This window comes from Xenophilus azovorans DSM 13620, from assembly GCF_000745855.1.
GTDB lineage: Bacteria > Pseudomonadota > Gammaproteobacteria > Burkholderiales > Burkholderiaceae_C > Xenophilus > Xenophilus azovorans.
The window spans coordinates 30,929-48,761 of the sequence record NZ_JQKD01000031.1 but is presented as its reverse complement, the minus strand read 5'-3'; the positions used below and the strand labels follow the sequence as shown (position 1 = coordinate 48,761).

Here is a 17,833-nt window from a genome sequence, read left to right as displayed (position 1 = left end):
CACCGGCGGCAGGGCGAGCCGTCAGGTGCGATTGTAGTCCAGCCCCCGCGAGCGCAGCAGCGCCGCCAGGTCGGCCGGCGGCGGGCGGCGCCAGCGCATCGCCTCGCCCGTGACGGGATGCACGAATGCCAGTTGCCATGCATGCAGCGCCTGGCGCGCCAGGCCGTCCACCGGCCGGCCGCCGTAGACCTCGTCGCCCACCAGCGGATGGCCGATCGATGCCATGTGCACGCGGATCTGGTGTGTGCGCCCGGTCTCCAGCGTGCAGCGCACGAGGCACAGCTCGTCGGTGCCGCCCAGCGACTCGATCAGCGTGCGGGCCGGCTTGCCGGCGTGCTGGCGCAGGTCGACCACCGCCATGCGCAGCCGGTTGCGCGGATCGCGGCCGATGGGCGCATCCACCTGCCGCGCGGCCGGGCCGCTCCAGCGGCCGTGCCCGAGCGCGATGTACTGCCGCGTGACCTCGCGCGCAGCGATCATGCGCACCAGCGCCTCCATCGCCTCGCGCGTGCGCGCCACCACCATCAGGCCGCTGGTGTCGCGGTCCAGCCGGTGCACGATGCCGGCGCGCGGCAGCCGCGCGGCGGCGCCGTCGCGCGCCAGCAGGCCGTTGAGCAGGGTGCCGCTCCAGTGGCCGGGCGCCGGGTGCACCACCAGGCCGGCGGGCTTGTCGAGCACCAGCAGGTGGGCGTCCTCGTGGACCACTTCCAGCGCCATCGGCTCGGGCCGGAAGGCCTGGCTCTGCGGCGTGGGCCGCAGCTCGACGCTGCCGCTCTCGCCGGCGCGCACGGCCGTCGACGGCTTGCGCACCACGCGCCCCTGCACCTGTACGGCGCCGGCCTCGACGAGCTGCTGCAGGTAGCTGCGCGAGAACTCGGGCACCAGCACGGCCAGGGCACGGTCCAGGCGCTGCCCGTGCAGCGCGGCCTCGATGCGGAAGGGCCGCAGCTCGCTCGCCTCGGCCGCCTCGCCGCCCTCCTCCGGCAGGGCCTGCGCCGGGTCTTCCGGGAGGGGGCCGGCCGATATAATTGAAAGGGTTTCCTTCACGAAAGCTTGCCTGTGACGTTGCGCGCCAAATTATCGGCTGCCCCCACCCTGCTGGCCCTGTGCGGCGCTGCTGCCCTGATCGCCGGATGCTCCTCCACGCAGGAGGACCGCACCGCGAACTGGAGCCCCAACCGCATCTACCAGGAAGCCAAGGAAGAAGCCGACGGCGGCTCCTACGACAAGGCCATCCCGCTGTTCGAGAAGCTGGAGGGCCGCGCCGCCGGCACGCCGCTGGCGCAGCAGGCGCAACTCGACAAGGCCTACGCGCAGTTCCGCAGCGGCGAGCGCGCCCAGGCCATCGCGACGGTCGACCGCTTCATGAAGCTGCACCCGGCCAGCCCCGCGATCGACTACGCGCTCTACCTCAAGGGCGTGATCAACTTCAACGACGACCTGGGCATGTTCGCGTGGCTCACGCGCCAGGACCTGTCGGAGCGCGACCAGCAGGCGGCCAAGGAGTCCTTCCTGGCCTTCAAGGAGCTGGTGACCCGCTTCCCCGAGTCGCGCTACGCGCAGGACGCGCGCCAGCGCATGAACTACGTCGTCAACTCGCTGGCGCAGTACGAGGTGCACGTCGCCCGCTACTACTACACGCGCGGCGCCTACCTGGCGGCGATCAACCGTGCGCAGATCGCGCTGGCCGACTACCGCGAGGTGCCGGCGCTGGAGGAGGCGCTGTACATCATGGTCCAGTCCTACGACGCGCTGGGCATGACGGACCTGCGCGACGACGCCAAGCGCGTGCTGACCACCAACTACCCGAACAGCACCTACCTCACGCAGGGCTTCCGCGCCAAGGACGACCCGTGGTGGAAGCTCTGGTGACGGCGGCGCGGCGGCGCTGATCCGATCCGCAACGGCCGCCTCGCGCGGCCGTTTCCATGTCCGGGGTGCGGTTTCAGGCGTGGCCCTGGCCGGCGGTCGCGGCGAGCGCGTCCAGTTCGGCCTCAAACTGTGCCGGGTCGTCCAGGCGGCGCATCGGCGGCAGCGCGCCCAGCAGGCGGCGCCCATAGCCCATGCTCAGCAGCCGCGTGTCGCACAGCACCAGGAGGCCGCGGTCGCTCTCGCGGCGGATCAGGCGCCCTGCGCCCTGCTTGAGCGCCACCGCCGCCTCGGGCACGAAGTAGTCGTTGAAGCCGCTGCGCCCCTGCAGTTCCAGCCGGCGCGCGCGGGCCTCGACCAGCGGATCGCCCGGTGGCGGGAAGGGCAGCTTGTCGATGACCACCAGTTGCAGCGCATCGCCGGGTGCGTCGAAGCCCTCCCAGAAGGAGGCCGAGGCCACCAGCACGCAGCCGGCGCGCCCGCCCTGGCCGCCTTCGCGGAAGCGCTCCATCAGCACGCGCTTGGGCAGTTCGCCCTGGACCATGACCTCGTAGGACGCGCCCGCCGCTTCCGCCTCGCGGCGCATCTGCTCGCCGATGGCGCGCAGCGCCCGCAGCGTGGTGGTGAGGACCAGGGTGCGGCCGCCCAGGCGCGCCGCGCCGTGCGCGGCCAGCCGTGCGACCGCGGCGGGGTGGCCGGGCTCGTTCGGCTTTGGGAAGCCGCGCGGCACAAACACCGCCGCCTGCTGCGCGTAGTCGAAGGGGCTGACCACGCGCAGGATCTGCGCGTCCTCCAGGCCGCAAGGCTCGGTGAACCAGCGCAGCGCCGGGTCGTCGCCCAGGGTCGCCGAAGTGAAGACCCAGGCGCGCGGACGGCTGCCCGCGGGCTGCTCGGCCGAGGCGTCGGTCTTCAGCAGGCGCTGGCGCACGGTCTCGGCGATGTCCAGCGGCGACTCCACCAGCCGCAGTTGCGTGCCCACGTCCAGCCAGCGCACGGAGGGCGCCTCGCAGTCCTGCGCGAAGTGCGCGGCGCGCTCGGCGGTCCGCACGGCGCGCTCGTGCAGTCGCACGAAGTCCGGCGCGATCTCGCTGACGGTGTCCAGCGCGGCGGCGGCCTCCTGGGCCGCCTGCCGCACGGCCTCGAGCGCATCGAGCCACGGGCCCGCCTCCACCCCCTCGGGCGCCGCGCCGGCCCACTTCAGCCGGCTGCCCTGCCACGGCTTGCCGGCGGCCATGCGCAGCTCGCGCGCGGCGCGCTCCACCGCGCTGGCCAACTGCATCCAGTCGGCCAGGCCGCGGGCCAGCCGCAGGCCGGCCGCCAGCAGGTCGCGCGCGAAGTCCAGCACCTGGCCGGTGCCCAGCTGCAGGCCGAGGAACTGCACCCCGGTCTCGTTGAGCTGGTGCGCCTCGTCGAACACCACCACGCGCACGCTGGGCAGCAGCTCGGCCATGCCGGACTCGCGCACCGCCAGGTCGGCGAAGAACAGGTGGTGGTTGATGACCACCACGTCCGCCGCCATCGCCTCGCGCCGGGCGAGGTTGACGTGGCAGCCCTTGAACTTCGGGCATTGCGCGCCCAGGCAGTTGTCGCGGGTGGAGGTCACCAGCGGGATGACGGGCGAGCGCTCGTCCAGCCCGGGCAGCTCGGCCAGGTCGCCGGTGCGGGTGGCCTGGGCCCATTGCTCGATCTTCGCCAGCGTGCGTATCGCGCCGCGCTCGACGGAGGCGTCCTGCCGCGCCTGCTCCAGCCGGTGCACGCACAGGTAGCTGGCCCGGCCCTTGAGCAGCGCGCTGCGCAGGGGCAGCTCCAGCGCCTCCAGCAGCCGCGGCAGGTCGCGGCCGAAGAGCTGGTCCTGCAACGCCTTGGTGGCGGTGGACAGCAGCACGCGCTCGCCGCTGAGCAGCGCCGGCACGAGGTAGGAGAAGGTCTTGCCGACGCCGGTGCCGGCCTCGGCCACCAGCACGCCGCCCTGCTCGATGGTGTCGGCCACCGCCAGCGCCATGTGCGTCTGGCCGGGGCGCACGCGGAACACGTCCGCCGCGCGGGCGAGCGCACCCTGCTCGGCGAAGGCGCCTTCGACCTCCTCGCGCAAGGGCATCAGGCGGGTTCCTGCGGGTCGGCCAGCAGCTCCAGCCGCGCGATCTCGTCGCGCAGCGCGAGCCGGCGCTTCTTCAGGCGGCGCAGCAGCAGTTCGTCGGCGGGCGCGGTCTCGGCCAGCCGGTCGATGCTGGCGTCCAGGTCGGCATGCTCCATGCGCAACTCAATCAGTCGGCGCGTGACGGAATGAAGGTTGGAGTCCAATGCGCGGGGCCCGAGGACGCGGGCCGGAGGGAACGATCGACTGATAATAAGCGCTTCGTCCACGCACCCGCAGGCCTCGCGGCCGCGATCGCCGCGTTCATGCCCCGAGGCTTCCGACTTGCCGCCGCCACTGGCCTGCACCAGGGCGACCGGCCCTACCAGCAAGACCAGGTCGCGCTGCTCAGCCACCCGCGCGTGCCGGGCTGCGTGCTCGCGGTGGTGGCCGACGGCATGGGCGGTCGCAGCGGCGGGCGCAAGGCTTCCGACCAGGTGCTGCTGACCGCGCAGCAGCTCTTCGCCCGCTTCTCGCCGGACCGCGACACCCCCCAGGAGCTGCTGCGCCGCCTGGTCGAGGACGCGCACACCGTCATCAAGCTCACAGCCGCGGCCAGCGAACAGGAACCGCACAGCACCCTCGCGGCCTTCCTGCTGACGCCCGACGGGCGCGGCGCGGCGGTGCACGCCGGCGACTCGCGCATCTACCAGTTCCGCAAGGGCCGGCTGGTGCGGCGCACGCGCGACCACTCCTACGTCGAGGTGCTCATCGAGCGCGGCGAACTGGCCGAGGACCAGGCGATGCTGCATCCGCAGGCCAACATCCTGGTCGGCTGCCTGGGCATGCGCAGCACGCCGCCGCCGCTGGACGTGCACACCCTGGAAGAACTGGGCCCCGGCGATGCGCTGCTGGCCTGCAGCGACGGCCTGTGGCACTACTTCACGCCCGAGGAGCTGGGCGCCGTGGTGGCCGAGCAGTCGCCGCGTGAGGCGGTGCAACTGCTGGTGGACGAAGCACGCCGGCGCGCCCGCGGCACGGGCGACAACCTGTCGGTGGCCATCGTCCGGCTGGATCCCCTGCCGCGGCACACGCCGCAAGCCTAGGCGCCCCGCCCGTCCCCTCGCCTCAGCGCGGCGGCGGCGGCAGCGGGGCCGCAGGCGGCTTGGTGCGCTCTGCGTTCTTGCGTTCGCGCTCGGCGCGGCGCTGCTGCACGCTGCGCTGCTTGTTCTCGAAGCGCTCCCGCTCGGTGGGCGCCTCGGCGCGCTGGCGCGCGGCGCGCGCCTGGTCCTCCGCGAACTGGCGTTGCTTGCCGGCCGCGTCCTGGCGGTTCTGCGCCTCCTCGGCCGCCATGGCGGCGCGGCTCGCCGCGTGGTCTGCGGCGCGCTGTTCGCGCGCCTGCTGCGCCTCGCGGGCCTTCTGCTGCTCCTCGGGGCGGTCCTGCGTCCGCGGGGTGGCCTGGCGCTCGTCGATGCGGCGCAACTGCTCGGCGCCGCGGCGCTTGCGCTCGATGTCGTTGATGGCCGCTTCCTGGCGCTTCAGGTCGTCCTCGGCGCTGCGGCGGGCGCGGCGCGCCTGGCTCAGGCAGTCGTTGACGGCGAAGCGCTGGTAGCAGGCCGTCTCCTGCTGCTGGAAGCGCGTCTCGACTTCCTGCCGCTCGGCCGCGATGCGGTCGCGCTCGGCCTGGAAGTCCTCCTGCGCGCCGGCGAGCGCGCCGCCCAGCAGGGCCGGCAGGAGAAGGAGGGCACGCAGAAGCTTCATGCCGGCACCGCCCGGCCGCCCGAAGGCGCCGACGCTTCCCCTCCGGGGGGCAGCGATACGCGAAGCGATGAGCGTGGGGGCCAGTTTCATGTCAGGCGGGTATCGACGACACGGCGCTCCTGCGAGAGGAACTCCTTGGATTGCATTTCATTCAGGCGCGAGACCGTGCGCGGGAACTCGTGCGCCAGGGGCCCTTCGGTGTACAACGCCTCGGGCGGCACCTCGGCGGACATGATCAGCTTGACGCGCCGATCGTAGAACACATCCACCAGCCAAGTGAAACGGCGTGCTTCCGAGGCCATGCGCACCGGCATGGCGGGCACGTCCGAGAGCAGCACGGTGTGGAACTGGCTGGCGATCTCCAGGTAGTCGTTCATCGAGCGCGGGCCGCCGCACAGGGTCTTGAAGTCGAACCAGACCACGCCGCCGGCGCGGCGGCGCGCACGGATCTCGCGCCGCTCGATGTGCAGCACCGGGTTGTCGTCGCCCTTCTCCGCCAGCTTCTCGAAGGTCTTGCGCATCTCCTTCTCGGCCGCCGCGTCGTTGGGCGTGAGGTACAGCCGCACCTGCTCCAGCGTGCGCCGGCGGTAGTCGGTGCCGTTGTCGACGTTGATGACTTCCAGCTTGCGGTTGAGCAGGTCGATGGCGGGCAGGATCCGGTCCCGGTGCAGGCCGCCGGGGTACAGGTCGTCGGGCTTGAAGTTGGAGGTGGTGACGAAACCCACGCCGTTGTCGAACAGCGCCACCAGCAGCCGGTGCAGGATCATCGCGTCGGTGATGTCGGCGACGTGGAACTCGTCGAAGCAGATCAGCTTGAAGCGTTTCGCGATGCGCCTGCCAAGTTCGTCCAGCGGGTTCTGGATGCCCTGCAGCTCGGCCAGCTCGCGGTGCACCTCGCGCATGAACTCGTGGAAGTGCAGGCGCGTCTTGCGGTTGAGCGGCACCGCGTTGAAGAAGCAGTCCATCAGGAAGCTCTTGCCGCGGCCCACCCCGCCGTACATGTAGACGCCCCGCGGGATCTCGGGACGGTTGATCAGCTTCTTGAAGGCATTGGAGCGCTGGGCCTTGTAGGCAGCCCATTCGCGGGCGCAGCGGTCCAGCGCGTCGACGGCGCGCAGTTGCGCCGGGTCGGCGGTGTAGCCGCGCGCCTTCAGTTCGGCTTCGTAGGCTTGCTTGACGGACTGCAAGAGGATTCCGGGGGACGTGGAACGAAGAAGCCGCTCGCGCAGGCGCGTGGCCCGGCGGCGAGCGGCTGGGGCTCGGCTCAGCGCATCAGAAGTTCAGCGTGCGCTTGTCGACGGCCAGGGCCGCCTCCTTGGTCGCCTCCGACAGCGAGGGGTGCGCGTGGCAGATGCGCGCGATGTCCTCGCTGCTGGCCCTGAACTCCATCGCCACGACGGCCTCGGAGATCAGCTCGCTGGCCATCGGGCCGACGATGTGCACGCCGAGGATCTCGTCCGTCGCCGCGTCAGCCAGGAACTTGACCATGCCGGTCGTGTCGCCCAGCGCACGCGCGCGGCCGTTGGCCAGGAAGGGGAAGGTGCCGGCCTTGTACTTCACGCCGTCGGCCTTGAGCTGCTGCTCGGTGCGGCCGACCCAGGCGATCTCGGGGCTGGTGTAGATGACCCACGGGATGGTGTTGAAGTTGACGTGCCCGTGCTGGCCGGCGATGCGCTCGGCCACGGCCACACCCTCTTCCTCCGCCTTGTGCGCCAGCATCGGGCCGCGCACCACGTCGCCGATGGCCCACACGCCCGGCAGGTTGGTGCGGCACTCGTCGTCGACCACGATGGCGCCGCGCTCGTCCAGCTTCAGGCCCACGCCTTCCGCGTTCAGGCCGACGGTGTTGGGCACGCGGCCGATGGAGACGATCAGCTTGTCGACTTCCAACGTCTGCGCCTCGCCCTTGGCGTTGGTCCAGGCGATGGACACGCCCTTCTTCGACGACTTGACCTCGCCGACCTTGACGCCCAGCTCGATCTTCAGGCCCTGCTTGTCGAAGGCCTTCTTAGCCTCCTTGGCGATCTGCTCGTCCACCGCGCCCAGGAAGGTGGGCAGGGCTTCCAGCACCGTCACCTCGGCGCCCAGGCGGCGCCAGACGGAGCCCATCTCCAGCCCGATCACGCCGGAGCCGATCAGCGCCAGCTTCTTGGGCACGGCGGGGATGCGCAGCGCGCCGTCGTTGGAAAGGATGTTCTCCTCGTCGAAGGGCGTCCCCGGCAGCGCGCGGGCGTTGGAGCCCGTGGCGACGATGACCTGCTTGCCGACGATGCTCTCCTCCTTCTCGCCGGCGACCTTGATCTCGTAGCCGCCGTCGGCGGCCTTCACGAAGGAGCCGCGGCCGTGGAAGAAGGCGATCCTGTTCTTCTTGAACAGGTACAGGATGCCGTCGTTGTTCTGCTTGACGACCGCGTCCTTGCGGCCGAGGAGCTTCACTAGGTCCAGCTCCAGGCCTTTGACGTTGATGCCGTGCTCGGCGAAGTGCTTGCCGGCATGCTCGTAGTGCTCCGAGCTCTGCAGCAGCGCCTTGGAAGGGATGCAGCCCACATTGGTGCAGGTGCCGCCCGGCGCGGGCTTGCCGTCCTTGTTCTTCCACTCGTCGATGCACGCGACGTTGAAGCCGAGCTGCGCCGCGCGGATGGCGGCGATGTAGCCGCCGGGGCCGCCGCCGATGACGACGACGTCGAATTGCTTGCTGTCTGCCATTCGCCGCTCCTTACAGGTCGAACAGCAGGCGCGACGGATCTTCCAGCGCCTCCTTCATGGCCACCAGGCCCAGCACGGCCTCGCGGCCGTCGATGATGCGGTGGTCGTAGCTCATCGCCAGGTAGTTCATCGGGCGCACCACGATCTGGCCGTTCTCGACCACGGCGCGGTCCTTGGTGGCGTGCACGCCCAGGATGGCGGACTGCGGCGGGTTGATGATCGGCGTGGACAGCATCGAGCCGAAGGTGCCGCCGTTGGAGATGGAGAAGGTGCCGCCGGTCATCTCCTCGATGCCCAGCTTGCCTTCCTGCGCCTTCTTGCCGAACTCGGCGATCTTCTTCTCGATGTCGGCGAAGCTCATCTGGTCGGCATTGCGCAGGATCGGCACCACCAGGCCGCGCGGCGAACCCACGGCGATGCCGATGTCGAAGTAGCCGTGGTAGACGATGTCGTTGCCGTCCACGCTGGCGTTGATCACCGGGTACTTCTTGAGCGCGTGCACCGCGGCCTTGACGAAGAAGCTCATGAAGCCGAGCTTGACGCCGTGCTCCTTGGTGAACGCGTCCTGGAACTTCTTGCGCAGTTCCATCACCGGCGCCATGTTGACCTCGTTGAAGGTGGTCAGGATGGCGTTGGTGGCCTGCGACTGCAGCAGGCGCTCGGCGATGCGGGCGCGCAGGCGGCTCATCGGCACGCGCTCTTCGGGGCGCTCGCCCAGGTCCTGCTTGCCGCCGGGGGCGGACACCTGCGGCAGCGCGGCCTTCGGCGCGCCGGTGGGAATCTGCACGGCGGGCGCGGCGGACGGCGCGCCGGCGCCGCGGGCCACGGCCGACAGCACGTCGCCCTTGGTCACGCGGCCGTCCTTGCCGGTGCCGGCCACGTCGGCGGCGGTGAGGTTGTTCTCGGCCAGCAGCTTGGCGGCCGAGGGCATGGCCACGTCACCCTTGCCGGCGGCGGTAGGCGCCGGCGAGGCGGACGAAGCGGCGGCGGGCGCGGTCGCCGGGGCTGCAGCAGCGGCCGGCGCGGGGGCGGCGGCGCTGGCCTTGCCCTCCGTGTCGATCTTGGCGATCAACTGGTCGGCCACCACGGTGGCGCCGTCGCCGGCCACGATCTCGGCCAGCACGCCGGCGGCCGGCGCCGGCACCTCGAGCACGACCTTGTCGGTCTCGATCTCGATCAGGATCTCGTCGACCGCGACGGCTTCGCCGGCCTTCTTCTTCCACTGCAGCATCGTGGCCTCGGCCACGGACTCGGACAACTGGGGAACCTTGACTTCAACGATGGACATGTGTGTTCTCTGATGTTCGTTCTGGGGAGCGGCACGTGCGCCGTGGGCGCGCATGCGCGAAGGCCGGCGCTGGGGCCGGCCTCCGACAGGTCTTCCTTACTTGGTGAGCACGAAACCCTTCAGCTTGCCGAAGGCGCCGTCGACCAGCGCCTTCTGCTGTTCCTGGTGCAGGTGCGAGTAACCCACCGCCGGCGAGGCGGAGGCCGCACGGCCGGCGTAGCCCAGCTTCTGGCCCTCAAGCATGTTCTCGTGGATGTAGTGCTGCACGAAGAACCAGGCGCCCTGGTTCTGCGGCTCGTCCTGGCACCACACCACGTCGACGGCGTTGGGGTACTTCTTCAGTTCGGCGCCGAAGGCCTTGTGCGGGAAGGGATAGAGCTGTTCCACGCGAAGGATCGCGACGTCGTCAGTGCCCTTTTCCTCGCGCTTCTTGGCCAGGTCGTAGTAGACCTTGCCCGAGCAGGCGATCACGCGCTTGACCTTCTCGGCCTTGAGCGCCTTGCTGTCGGGAATGACCGTCTGGAAGCCGCCCTTGATGAACTCCGACAGCGGCGAGGTCGCGTCCTTGTTCCGCAGCAGCGACTTGGGCGTCATGATCACCAGCGGCTTGCGCAGGTTGCGCACCTGCTGGCGGCGCAGCACGTGGAAGATCTGGCTGGCCGTGGTGGGCTGCACGATCTGCATGTTGGCGTCGGCGGCCAACTGCATGAAGCGCTCCAGGCGCGCCGAGCTGTGCTCCGGGCCCTGCCCCTCGTAGCCGTGCGGCAGCATCAGCGTGATGCCGTTGACGCGGCCCCACTTCACTTCGCCCGAGGCGATGAACTGGTCGATCACCACCTGCGCGCCGTTGGCGAAGTCGCCGAACTGGGCTTCCCAGATGACCAGCGTGCTGGGGTCGTTGGAGGCATAGCCGTATTCGAAGGCCAACACCGCCTCTTCCGAGAGGATGGAGTCGATGACGACGAACGGCGCCTGGTTCTCGGCCACGTTCGACAGCGGCACGTAGGTGCCCACGTCGAACTTCTCGCGGTTCTGGTCGTGCAGCACGGCGTGGCGGTGGGTGAAGGTGCCGCGGCCGCAGTCCTCGCCCGACAGGCGCACGCCGTAGCCGCTGGCCACCAGCGAGGCGAAGGCCATGTGCTCGCCCATGCCCCAGTCCACGTTGATCTCCCCACGACCCATGGCGGCGCGGTCGTCGAGCACCTTCTTGACCAGCGGGTGCACGGTGAAGCCCTCGGGCACCGTGGTGATCTTCTCGGCCAGGCGCTTCCACTCGGCCAGCGGGATGGCCGTCTCGGCGGCGTCGGTCCACTTCTTGTTGAGGAAGGGGCTCCAGTCGACCGCGTACTTGCTCTTGAAGTTGGTCAGCACCGGATCGACCGTGTGCTTGCCCGCGTCCATGGCCGCCCGGTAGGCCTTGACCATGTCGTCGCCCAGCGTCTCGCCCAGGCCCTGCGCCGCCAGCTTGTCGGCGTAGAGCTTGCGGGTGCCCGGATGCTTGGCGATCTTCTTGTACATCAGCGGCTGGGTGAGCGCGGGCGTGTCCTGCTCGTTGTGGCCCAGCTTGCGGAAGCAGACGATGTCCACCACCACGTCCTTGTTGAATTCCTGGCGGAACTCGAGGGCTAGCTGCGTGCACAGCACCACTGCCTCAGGGTCGTCGCCGTTCACGTGCAGCACCGGCGCCTCGATCATCTTGACGATGTCGGAGCAGTACAGCGTGGAGCGCGAATCGCGCGGGTCGCTGGTGGTGAAGCCGATCTGGTTGTTGATGACGATGTGCACCGTGCCACCGGTGTAGTAGCCGCGCGTCTCGGCCAGCGCCAGGGTCTCCATCACCACGCCCTGGCCGGCGAAGGCGGCGTCGCCATGCACCAGCACCGGCAGCACCGAGTCACCCTCGGCGTCGCCGCGGCGGTCCATGCGGGCGCGCACGGAGCCCTCGACCACCGGGTTGACGATCTCCAGGTGCGAGGGATTGAAGGCCAGCGACAGGTGGACCGGGCCGCCGGGCGTGCTCACGTCGGAGCTGAAGCCCTGGTGGTACTTCACGTCGCCGCTGGGCAGATCCTCAGGGGCGGTGTGGTCGAATTCGGAGAACAGGTCCTTGGGCGCCTTGCCCAGGGAGTTGACCAGCACGTTCAGGCGGCCGCGGTGGGCCATGCCGATCACGATTTCCTGCACGCCCTTCTCGCCGGCGCGGTTGATCAGCTCGTCCATCGAGACGATGAAGCTCTCGCCGCCTTCGAGCGAGAAGCGCTTCTGGCCGACGTACTTGGTGTGCAGGAAGCGCTCCAGGCCCTCGGCCGCGGTCAGGCGCTCCAGCACGTGCTTCTTCTGCTCGGTGCTCAGCTTGGGATTGGTGCGGGCGCTTTCGAGCTTCTGCTGCCACCAGCGCTTCTGCGTCTGGTCGGTGGTGTACATGTACTCGGCGCCGATGGTGCCGCAGTAGGTCTCGCGCAGCGCGTTCAGCAGGTCGCGCAGGGACATCGTGTCCTTGCCGAAGAAGGTGTTGCTGGTGTTGAACACCGTCTCCATGTCGCCGTCGGTGAAGCCGTAGAACGAAGGCTCCAGCTCGGGGATGGCGGGGCGCTCGGTGCGCTTGAGGGGATCGAGGTCGGCCCAGCGGGCGCCGACGTTGCGGTAGGCGGCGATCAGCTGCTGGACGGCGGTGCGCTGGCGGCCCAGTTCGGAGTCGGCGCCGTTGGCCTGCACCACCTTGGCGGTGCCCTGCTTGGCACGCTCGGCAAAGGCGTTGATGACCGGCTGGTGGGGAACGTCCTTGGCGTCGCTGCCGTTCGTGGCAGGCACGTGCTGCAGGGCGTCGAAGTAGGAGCGCCAGTTGTCGGGCACGCTGCCCGGGTTGGCGAGGTAGTTCTCGTACATCTCCTCGACATAGGGCGCGTTGCCGCCGAAGAGGTACGAATTGCCTTGATAGGCGGTGTAGATGGACGGGGAATCACTCATGTTCCGCTGACCTCCGCTTCCCTTCAGGAAGCATTAGCTGGTTAGAAAAACCTTCCGCGACACGGCTGAACCGGTTGGCGGATGCGACTGTGGCTGGGAAGGGCCTGAGTACCTTCGCATTGTGCCACGTCAAATGGATGACGGCCGCCCCTCGGAACGCAGGCGCGGCGCGAATCCCGTCTTTCCGCCGGGAAGAACGGGCATTCTTGGCACGCGCGCCCGCCAGGGCAAGCGGGCCGAACCCGAGGCGGGCCGCTCAGCCGGCCGTCACCAGGGCCCGGATGGCCTGCAGCGTGCCGGGGTCGTCGATGGTGGTCAGGTCGCCCGGGTCGCGCTGCTCGCACACGGCCTGGATGGCGCGGCGCAGCAGCTTGCCGCTGCGCGTCTTGGGCAGGCCGGCCACGAAGCGCACCCGCGCCGGCCGGGCCAGGGCGCCGAGCCGCTCGGACACGGCCTGCATGATCTCGCCCTCCAGCTTCAGCGCCTCGGCCGCGTCGCCGGCGGCGGCGCCGGCCTTGGGCACGACGAAGGCCATCGCCACCTGGCCCTTGAGCGGATCGGCCACGCCCACCACGGCCACCTCGGCCACGTTGGGGTGGCCGGAGATGGCCTCCTCGATCTCGCGCGTGCCCAGGCGGTGGCCGGCCACGTTGATCACGTCGTCGGTGCGGCCCAGGATGTAGTAGTAGCCGTCCTCGTCGCGGATGCCCCAGTCGAAGGTGGAATACACCAGCTTGCCCGGGATGCTCTTCCAGTAGGTCTGGACGAAGCGCTCGTCGTCGCGCCACACGGTCTGCATGAAGCCCGGCGGCGTCGGCCCCTCGATGGCGACCACGCCCTTCTCGCCCGGCGCGGTCAGCTCCTCGCCGGTGGCCTCGTGCAGGATCTTCACCTTGTAGCCGTACATCGGCACGCCCGGGCTGCCGAAGCGGGGCGCCTTGGGCTCCACCGCATTGGCCAGGGTCAGGATCGGCCAGCCGGACTCGGTCTGCCAGTAGTTGTCGATAATGGGCACGCCCAGACCGTCGCTGATCCAGCGCGCAGTGGGCTCGTCCAGCGGCTCGCCGGCCAGGAACAGTGAGCGCAGGCTGGCGAGGTCGTACTTCTTCAGCAGCGCCGGGTCCTGCTTCTTGAGCACGCGCACCGCCGTCGGCGCGCTGAACATGACGGTGACCCTGTACTTCTCGACGAGTTGCCACCAGATGCCGCCGTTGGGCTGGCGGTCCAGGCCCTGGGTCGGCAGGCCCTCGTACACCAGCGTCGCCATGCCGGCCAGCAGCGGTCCGTAGACGATGTAGCTGTGGCCCACCACCCAGCCGATGTCGCTGGTGGAGAAGTAGGTCTCGCCGGGCCGGCCGTCGAAGATGTGCTTCATGCTGGCCGCCAGCGCCACCGCGTAGCCGCCGACGTCGCGCTGCACGCCCTTGGGCTTGCCGGTGGTGCCGCTGGTGTAGATGGTGTAGCTGATGTCCGTGGCCTCCAACCAGGCGCAGGGCACCTCGGCGTCGGCATGGCGGGCGAGCAGGTCGGCCGCCAGGTGGTCTCGGTCGGCGGTCAGTTCCATGGGCGCCAGCGCCCGGTCCACCAGCAGCACCGCCGGCGGCTTGTGGGCGGACAGGCGGATCGCCTCGTCCAGCAGCGGCTTGTAGGGGATCACCTTGCCGCCGCGCGAGCCGGCGTCGGCGCTGACCACGACCTTCGGCCCGGCATCCTCGATGCGCGAGGCCAGCGAGGCGCTGGCGAAGCCGCCGAACACGACGCAGTGGATGGCGCCGATGCGCGCGCAGGCCAGCATGGCGAACACCGCCTCGGGAATCATCGGCATGTAGATCAGCACCCGGTCGCCGCGGCCCGCGCCCAGCGCCATCAGGCCGGCGGCCATGCGCTGCACCTCGGCATGCAGTTCGCGGAAGGTCCAGGTGCGCTCGACGCCGGTCTCGGTCGAGACGCCGATCAGCGCCGGCTGGTCGCCGCGCGCGGCCAGGTGGCGGTCGACCGCGTTGTGGCACAGGTTGGTCTGCCCGCCGACGAACCAGCGGTAGAAGGGCGGGCGGGCGGCGTCGAGGATCTGCCGGGGCGGCACGTGCCAGTCGATCAGCCCGGCCTGCTCGGCCCAGAAGGCATCGGGCTCCTCGATGGAGCGAAGGTGGAAGTCCTCGAATCGGGTGGTCATGGCTGTCTCCTGGCGGCGCGGGGCCGCCTTGTGCTTTTCGGATCGGGGGCGAAGGAGCGCCGCCGGGGCGCCCCGCATGCAGTCGATTATGGAAGGCGCCCTTGCGTACGCCTGACATGGCGCACGCGGCGCACGCATCGCGGCCGCCACGGGCCCGACTCTTGAGATGCCTCAAACCCGCAGCCGCCGGCTCTTGGCAGATTCGCAGCATCCCTTTTTCCTTTTGCCTTGCCAATCTGCAGGAGTCACCGTCGATGCCGCCGGCCTTGTCCCCCGCACCGCGCCCGCCGTCCCCCGGGCCGGCCTGCGCGCGTCCCCGGCCGCCCACCGCCGCGCCCGCGACGGGCCTGCGCGCCGATGCCCAGTTGCTGCGCCTGGCCTTCGCCCCGTCCGGCCTGCGGCAGGCGAGCCTCGAGCGGCTGGCCGCGGCGCTGCAGCCGCACCTGCTGTCGCCGGGCCTGGTCCGCGGCGCCCCGCCGGCCTTCCCGCCGGCCTGGTGGCTGGTGGCCGAAGGCCGCATCGTGGTGGGCCGGCCGGGCGAGGACGGCGGCCTGGTGGAAAACCGCATCGTCGAGCGCGGCCAGTGGTTCGACATCGCCGGCGCCTGGCTGGACTCGGCCTGGATCGAGTCGGCCACCTGCCCGGTGCCGGTGACGCTGCTGGCCCTGCCGCTGCAGACGCTGATCGCCTGCGCCCAGGCCGATGCCGCGCTGCTGCACGCGATGGGCCGCGTGATGGCCGAGCGCGTGCGCGAGCTGACCGAGGGCCGCCACGAACTCGCGACCAAGGACGTGCTCAGCCGCCTGGCGCTGTGGCTGCTGCGCCAGCCCAGCCAGCCGGGGCCCGACCATGCGCCGGCGATCCACCTGCCGGTGCAGAAGCGCTCCATCGCGCAGCAGCTGGTGATGGCGCAGGCGACGCTGTCGCGCAGCTTCCGCCGCCTGGCGGAGCTGGGCTGCATCGAGGTGGCCGGCTACACGGTGATCGTGCGCGACGTGGAGGCGCTGCGCAGCCTGGCCGGCGAGCCGCCGCTGCTGGCCGGCCCCGTGCCGGGGCGTCAGCGGATGAGTGCCTGAAGCGCCTTGAAGGCCGGGTGCTCGGCGCTGCGCAGCCACTCGAAGCCGACCATCTCCGTCGTCACCAGCTCGGCGCCCGCGCCGGCCAGCCGGTCGAAGGCGGCGTCGCGGTTGCGCTCGGTGCGCGAACCGCAGGCGTCGGTGACGACCCAGACCTCGAACTCGTCCTCCAGCAGCTCCAACGCCGTCTGCAACAGGCACACGTGCGCCTCGCAGCCGGCGATCACGATGCTCTCGCGCGCCGCCGGCGCGGCGGCCGAGCGCTCCTTCTGCAGGTGGCGCGGCAGGCTGCGGGCGTTGCCCTGCGGGGCGCGGGCGGGCGGACGCAGCCATTCGGCGAGGCCCTCGGCCACGGCGCTGAAGTGCATCTTGGGCAGCGTACGGCGGCACAGGGCGCGCAGTTCGGACGCGTTCTCGCCGAGCCGGGCCGGGTTCTGCTCGGTGCCGAACACGGGCACCTCGGCCAGTTGCGCCAGCTTCGCCAGCCGCACGGCGTTGGCCAGCACGGCCTCGCCCTGGTGGATGGCGGGCATGAGGCGGGCCTGGTAGTCGACCAGCACGAGCTGGGAGGAGGAAGCGTCGAGCAGCATGGCGGCCATTGTCTCCGCGATCGGGTCGGCAGCGGCCGGGCGCTTCAGCGCGGCACGAGGCGGATCAGCTTGCCGTCCTGCGCGTCGGTCAGCACGTAGAGCAGGCCATCGGGCCCCTGGCGCACGTCGCGGATGCGCTCGCGGCCGGCCTCCAGCAGCTTGTGCTCGGCCGTCACCTTGTCTCCCGCGAGTTCGATGCGGTCCAGGTAGCCGAACTTGAGCGAGCCGACGAAGAGGTTGCCCTTCCAGGCCGGCCCGTAGCGGTCGCTGGTGAGGAAGGCCATGCCCGAGGGCGCGATGGACGGCACCCAGTATTTGAGCGGTTGCTCCATGCCCGCCTTGGCGGTGATGCCTTCGCCGATGGCGCCGCCGCCGTAGTTCTCGCCGTAGGTGATGATCGGCCAGCCGTGGTTGCGGCCGGGCTGCGGCCGGTTGATCTCGTCGCCGCCCTGCGGACCGTGCTCGTGCATCCACAGCCGGCCGTCCGGCCCGAGCGTCGCGCCCTGGCTGTTGCGGTGGCCATAGCTCCAGATTTCCGGCAGCGCGCCGGCGCGGCCGACGAAGGGGTTGTCCTTCGGGACGCTGCCGTCCTTGGCCACGCGCACGACCTTGCCCAGGTGGTTGTCCAGCGTCTGCGCATCCTCCTTGCGGCTGAAGCGGTCGCCCAGCGTGAGGAAGAGCGTGCCGTCACGCCCTTCCACGATGCGGCAGCCGAAGTGATTGCGGCTGGCCACCTTGGGCTGCTGGCGGAAGATGACCTGCACCCCCTCCAGCCGCCGCAGGTCGTCGGACAGCCGGGCCCGCGCCAGCGCGGTGCCGTTGGCGCGGCCGGCCACATCCGGCTCCGAGAAACACAGGTACAGCGTGCGGTTGCGGGCGAATTCGCTGTCCGTCGCCACGTCGAGCAGGCCGCCCTGCCCGCCCGCCGCCACCGCCGGCACGCCGGCGACGGGCTCGCCCAGCCGGCCGTCGGCCTCGATCACCCGCAGCCGCCCGGGCCGCTCGGTGACCAGAAAGCGCTGTTCCGGCAGGAAGGCCACGGCCCAGGGGTGTTCCAGCCCCGCGGCCACCACCTGCGGCTGCGGCTGGGCCTGCGCCAGGGCCGAAACCGACGCGCCGAGCACCAGCAGAGCCCCGGCGATGTTTCGCCCCAGCGATCGCGTCCTGGAAGTTGTCATCTCTTGCCACCCGTTGCACACAGAAAGGAACACTTTGCGCCTCATTTCCGTGACGCCTGTGCCTTGCCCATGCATGACCAAAGGCAATTTAGATCGCACCTGTTACAACTTCAATTTTGCTGCATTGCAGAAAATCTTTTTGATTCAAAGA

14 protein-coding genes are annotated in these 17,833 nt (G+C 70.5%); 3 read left to right on the top strand and 11 right to left on the bottom strand.

Annotated features, from left to right (window positions below):
• Positions 1-21: 21 nt before the first annotated feature.
• Positions 22-1,029 carry an RluA family pseudouridine synthase gene (locus tag Q392_RS16900; protein WP_425425186.1) on the bottom strand — a complete coding sequence of 336 codons (1,008 nt, stop codon included), beginning with the start codon at positions 1,027-1,029 and terminating at the stop codon, positions 22-24.
• A gap of 30 nt (positions 1,030-1,059) precedes the next feature.
• Between Q392_RS16900 and Q392_RS16895 the strand changes: the two genes are divergently transcribed.
• Positions 1,060-1,872 carry an outer membrane protein assembly factor BamD gene (locus Q392_RS16895; protein WP_245610738.1) on the top strand — a complete coding sequence of 271 codons (813 nt, stop codon included), beginning with the start codon at positions 1,060-1,062 and terminating at the stop codon, positions 1,870-1,872.
• Positions 1,873-1,945: 73 nt separating this feature from the next.
• Here the strand turns inward: Q392_RS16895 and yoaA are convergent, their stop codons facing one another.
• Both yoaA and Q392_RS16885 read right to left on the bottom strand, forming a co-directional pair.
• Positions 1,946-3,967, bottom strand: coding sequence for a DNA repair helicase YoaA (yoaA, locus tag Q392_RS16890; protein ID WP_038210283.1), 2,022 nt, complete (start codon positions 3,965-3,967; stop codon positions 1,946-1,948).
• Positions 3,967-4,170, bottom strand: a complete 204-nt coding sequence (locus Q392_RS16885; RefSeq protein ID WP_038210281.1) for a DUF465 domain-containing protein — start codon at positions 4,168-4,170, stop codon at positions 3,967-3,969. The genes yoaA and Q392_RS16885 overlap by 1 nt, the downstream gene beginning before the upstream one ends.
• A 99-nt stretch (positions 4,171-4,269) precedes the next feature.
• On the opposite strand from Q392_RS16885, the gene Q392_RS16880 reads away from it, so the two are divergent.
• A complete protein-coding gene (locus Q392_RS16880; RefSeq protein WP_038210279.1) occupies positions 4,270-5,049 on the top strand; it encodes a PP2C family protein-serine/threonine phosphatase in 780 nt (259 codons plus the stop codon).
• A 22-nt stretch (positions 5,050-5,071) separates the two neighbouring features.
• Here Q392_RS16880 and Q392_RS16875 read toward each other — a convergent pair whose 3' ends face one another.
• The 6 genes from Q392_RS16875 to Q392_RS16850 form a co-directional block, all read right to left on the bottom strand.
• On the bottom strand, positions 5,072-5,704 hold the full coding sequence (locus Q392_RS16875) for a hypothetical protein (RefSeq protein WP_051953598.1): 633 nt from the start codon (positions 5,702-5,704) through the stop codon (positions 5,072-5,074).
• An 86-nt stretch (positions 5,705-5,790) separates the two neighbouring features.
• Positions 5,791-6,891 carry a cell division protein ZapE gene (gene zapE, locus Q392_RS16870; RefSeq protein WP_038210277.1) on the bottom strand — a complete coding sequence of 367 codons (1,101 nt, stop codon included), beginning with the start codon at positions 6,889-6,891 and terminating at the stop codon, positions 5,791-5,793.
• Positions 6,892-6,976: 85 nt separating this feature from the next.
• Positions 6,977-8,410 (bottom strand): dihydrolipoyl dehydrogenase, encoded by a 1,434-nt coding sequence (gene lpdA / locus Q392_RS16865; protein ID WP_038210274.1) that lies wholly within the window; start codon positions 8,408-8,410, stop codon positions 6,977-6,979.
• A gap of 10 nt (positions 8,411-8,420) precedes the next feature.
• Positions 8,421-9,698, bottom strand: coding sequence for a 2-oxoglutarate dehydrogenase complex dihydrolipoyllysine-residue succinyltransferase (gene odhB / locus Q392_RS16860; RefSeq protein WP_038210271.1), 1,278 nt, complete (start codon positions 9,696-9,698; stop codon positions 8,421-8,423).
• Between the two features lie 96 nt (positions 9,699-9,794).
• Positions 9,795-12,665 carry a 2-oxoglutarate dehydrogenase E1 component gene (locus Q392_RS16855; RefSeq protein ID WP_038210269.1) on the bottom strand — a complete coding sequence of 957 codons (2,871 nt, stop codon included), beginning with the start codon at positions 12,663-12,665 and terminating at the stop codon, positions 9,795-9,797.
• A 256-nt stretch (positions 12,666-12,921) separates the two neighbouring features.
• Positions 12,922-14,838: a propionate--CoA ligase gene (locus tag Q392_RS16850; protein ID WP_038210267.1), complete on the bottom strand. Its 1,917-nt coding sequence runs from the start codon at positions 14,836-14,838 to the stop codon at positions 12,922-12,924.
• A 254-nt stretch (positions 14,839-15,092) separates the two neighbouring features.
• Here Q392_RS16850 and Q392_RS31360 point away from each other — a divergent pair, with 254 nt between their 5' ends.
• Positions 15,093-15,914 carry a Crp/Fnr family transcriptional regulator gene (locus Q392_RS31360; protein WP_051953596.1) on the top strand — a complete coding sequence of 274 codons (822 nt, stop codon included), beginning with the start codon at positions 15,093-15,095 and terminating at the stop codon, positions 15,912-15,914.
• Here Q392_RS31360 and Q392_RS16835 read toward each other — a convergent pair.
• Complete coding sequence (locus Q392_RS16835; RefSeq protein ID WP_038210334.1) at positions 15,896-16,504, bottom strand: isochorismatase family protein; 609 nt, start codon at positions 16,502-16,504, stop codon at positions 15,896-15,898. The genes Q392_RS31360 and Q392_RS16835 overlap by 19 nt on opposite strands.
• Before the next feature lie 44 nt (positions 16,505-16,548).
• Positions 16,549-17,682: a PQQ-dependent sugar dehydrogenase gene (locus Q392_RS16830; RefSeq protein WP_084217126.1), complete on the bottom strand. Its 1,134-nt coding sequence runs from the start codon at positions 17,680-17,682 to the stop codon at positions 16,549-16,551.
• Positions 17,683-17,833: the final 151 nt, after the last annotated feature.

Bases quoted from the DNA above. Each gene is read 5' to 3' on its own strand.
- yoaA (WP_038210283.1), bottom strand. From the start codon at position 3,967: ATGCCCTTGCGCGAGGAGGTCGAAGGCGCCTTCGCCGAGCAGGGTGCG.
- Q392_RS16880 (WP_038210279.1), top strand. From the start codon at position 4,270: ATGCCCCGAGGCTTCCGACTTGCCGCCGCCACTGGCCTGCACCAGGGC.
- Q392_RS16875 (WP_051953598.1), bottom strand. From the start codon at position 5,704: ATGAAGCTTCTGCGTGCCCTCCTTCTCCTGCCGGCCCTGCTGGGCGGC.
- lpdA (WP_038210274.1), bottom strand. From the start codon at position 8,410: ATGGCAGACAGCAAGCAATTCGACGTCGTCGTCATCGGCGGCGGCCCC.
- odhB (WP_038210271.1), bottom strand. From the start codon at position 9,698: ATGTCCATCGTTGAAGTCAAGGTTCCCCAGTTGTCCGAGTCCGTGGCC.
- Q392_RS16855 (WP_038210269.1), bottom strand. From the start codon at position 12,665: ATGAGTGATTCCCCGTCCATCTACACCGCCTATCAAGGCAATTCGTAC.
- Q392_RS16850 (WP_038210267.1), bottom strand. From the start codon at position 14,838: ATGACCACCCGATTCGAGGACTTCCACCTTCGCTCCATCGAGGAGCCC.
- Q392_RS31360 (WP_051953596.1), top strand. From the start codon at position 15,093: ATGCCGCCGGCCTTGTCCCCCGCACCGCGCCCGCCGTCCCCCGGGCCG.
- Q392_RS16835 (WP_038210334.1), bottom strand. From the start codon at position 16,504: ATGCTGCTCGACGCTTCCTCCTCCCAGCTCGTGCTGGTCGACTACCAG.
- Q392_RS16830 (WP_084217126.1), bottom strand. From the start codon at position 17,682: ATGACAACTTCCAGGACGCGATCGCTGGGGCGAAACATCGCCGGGGCT.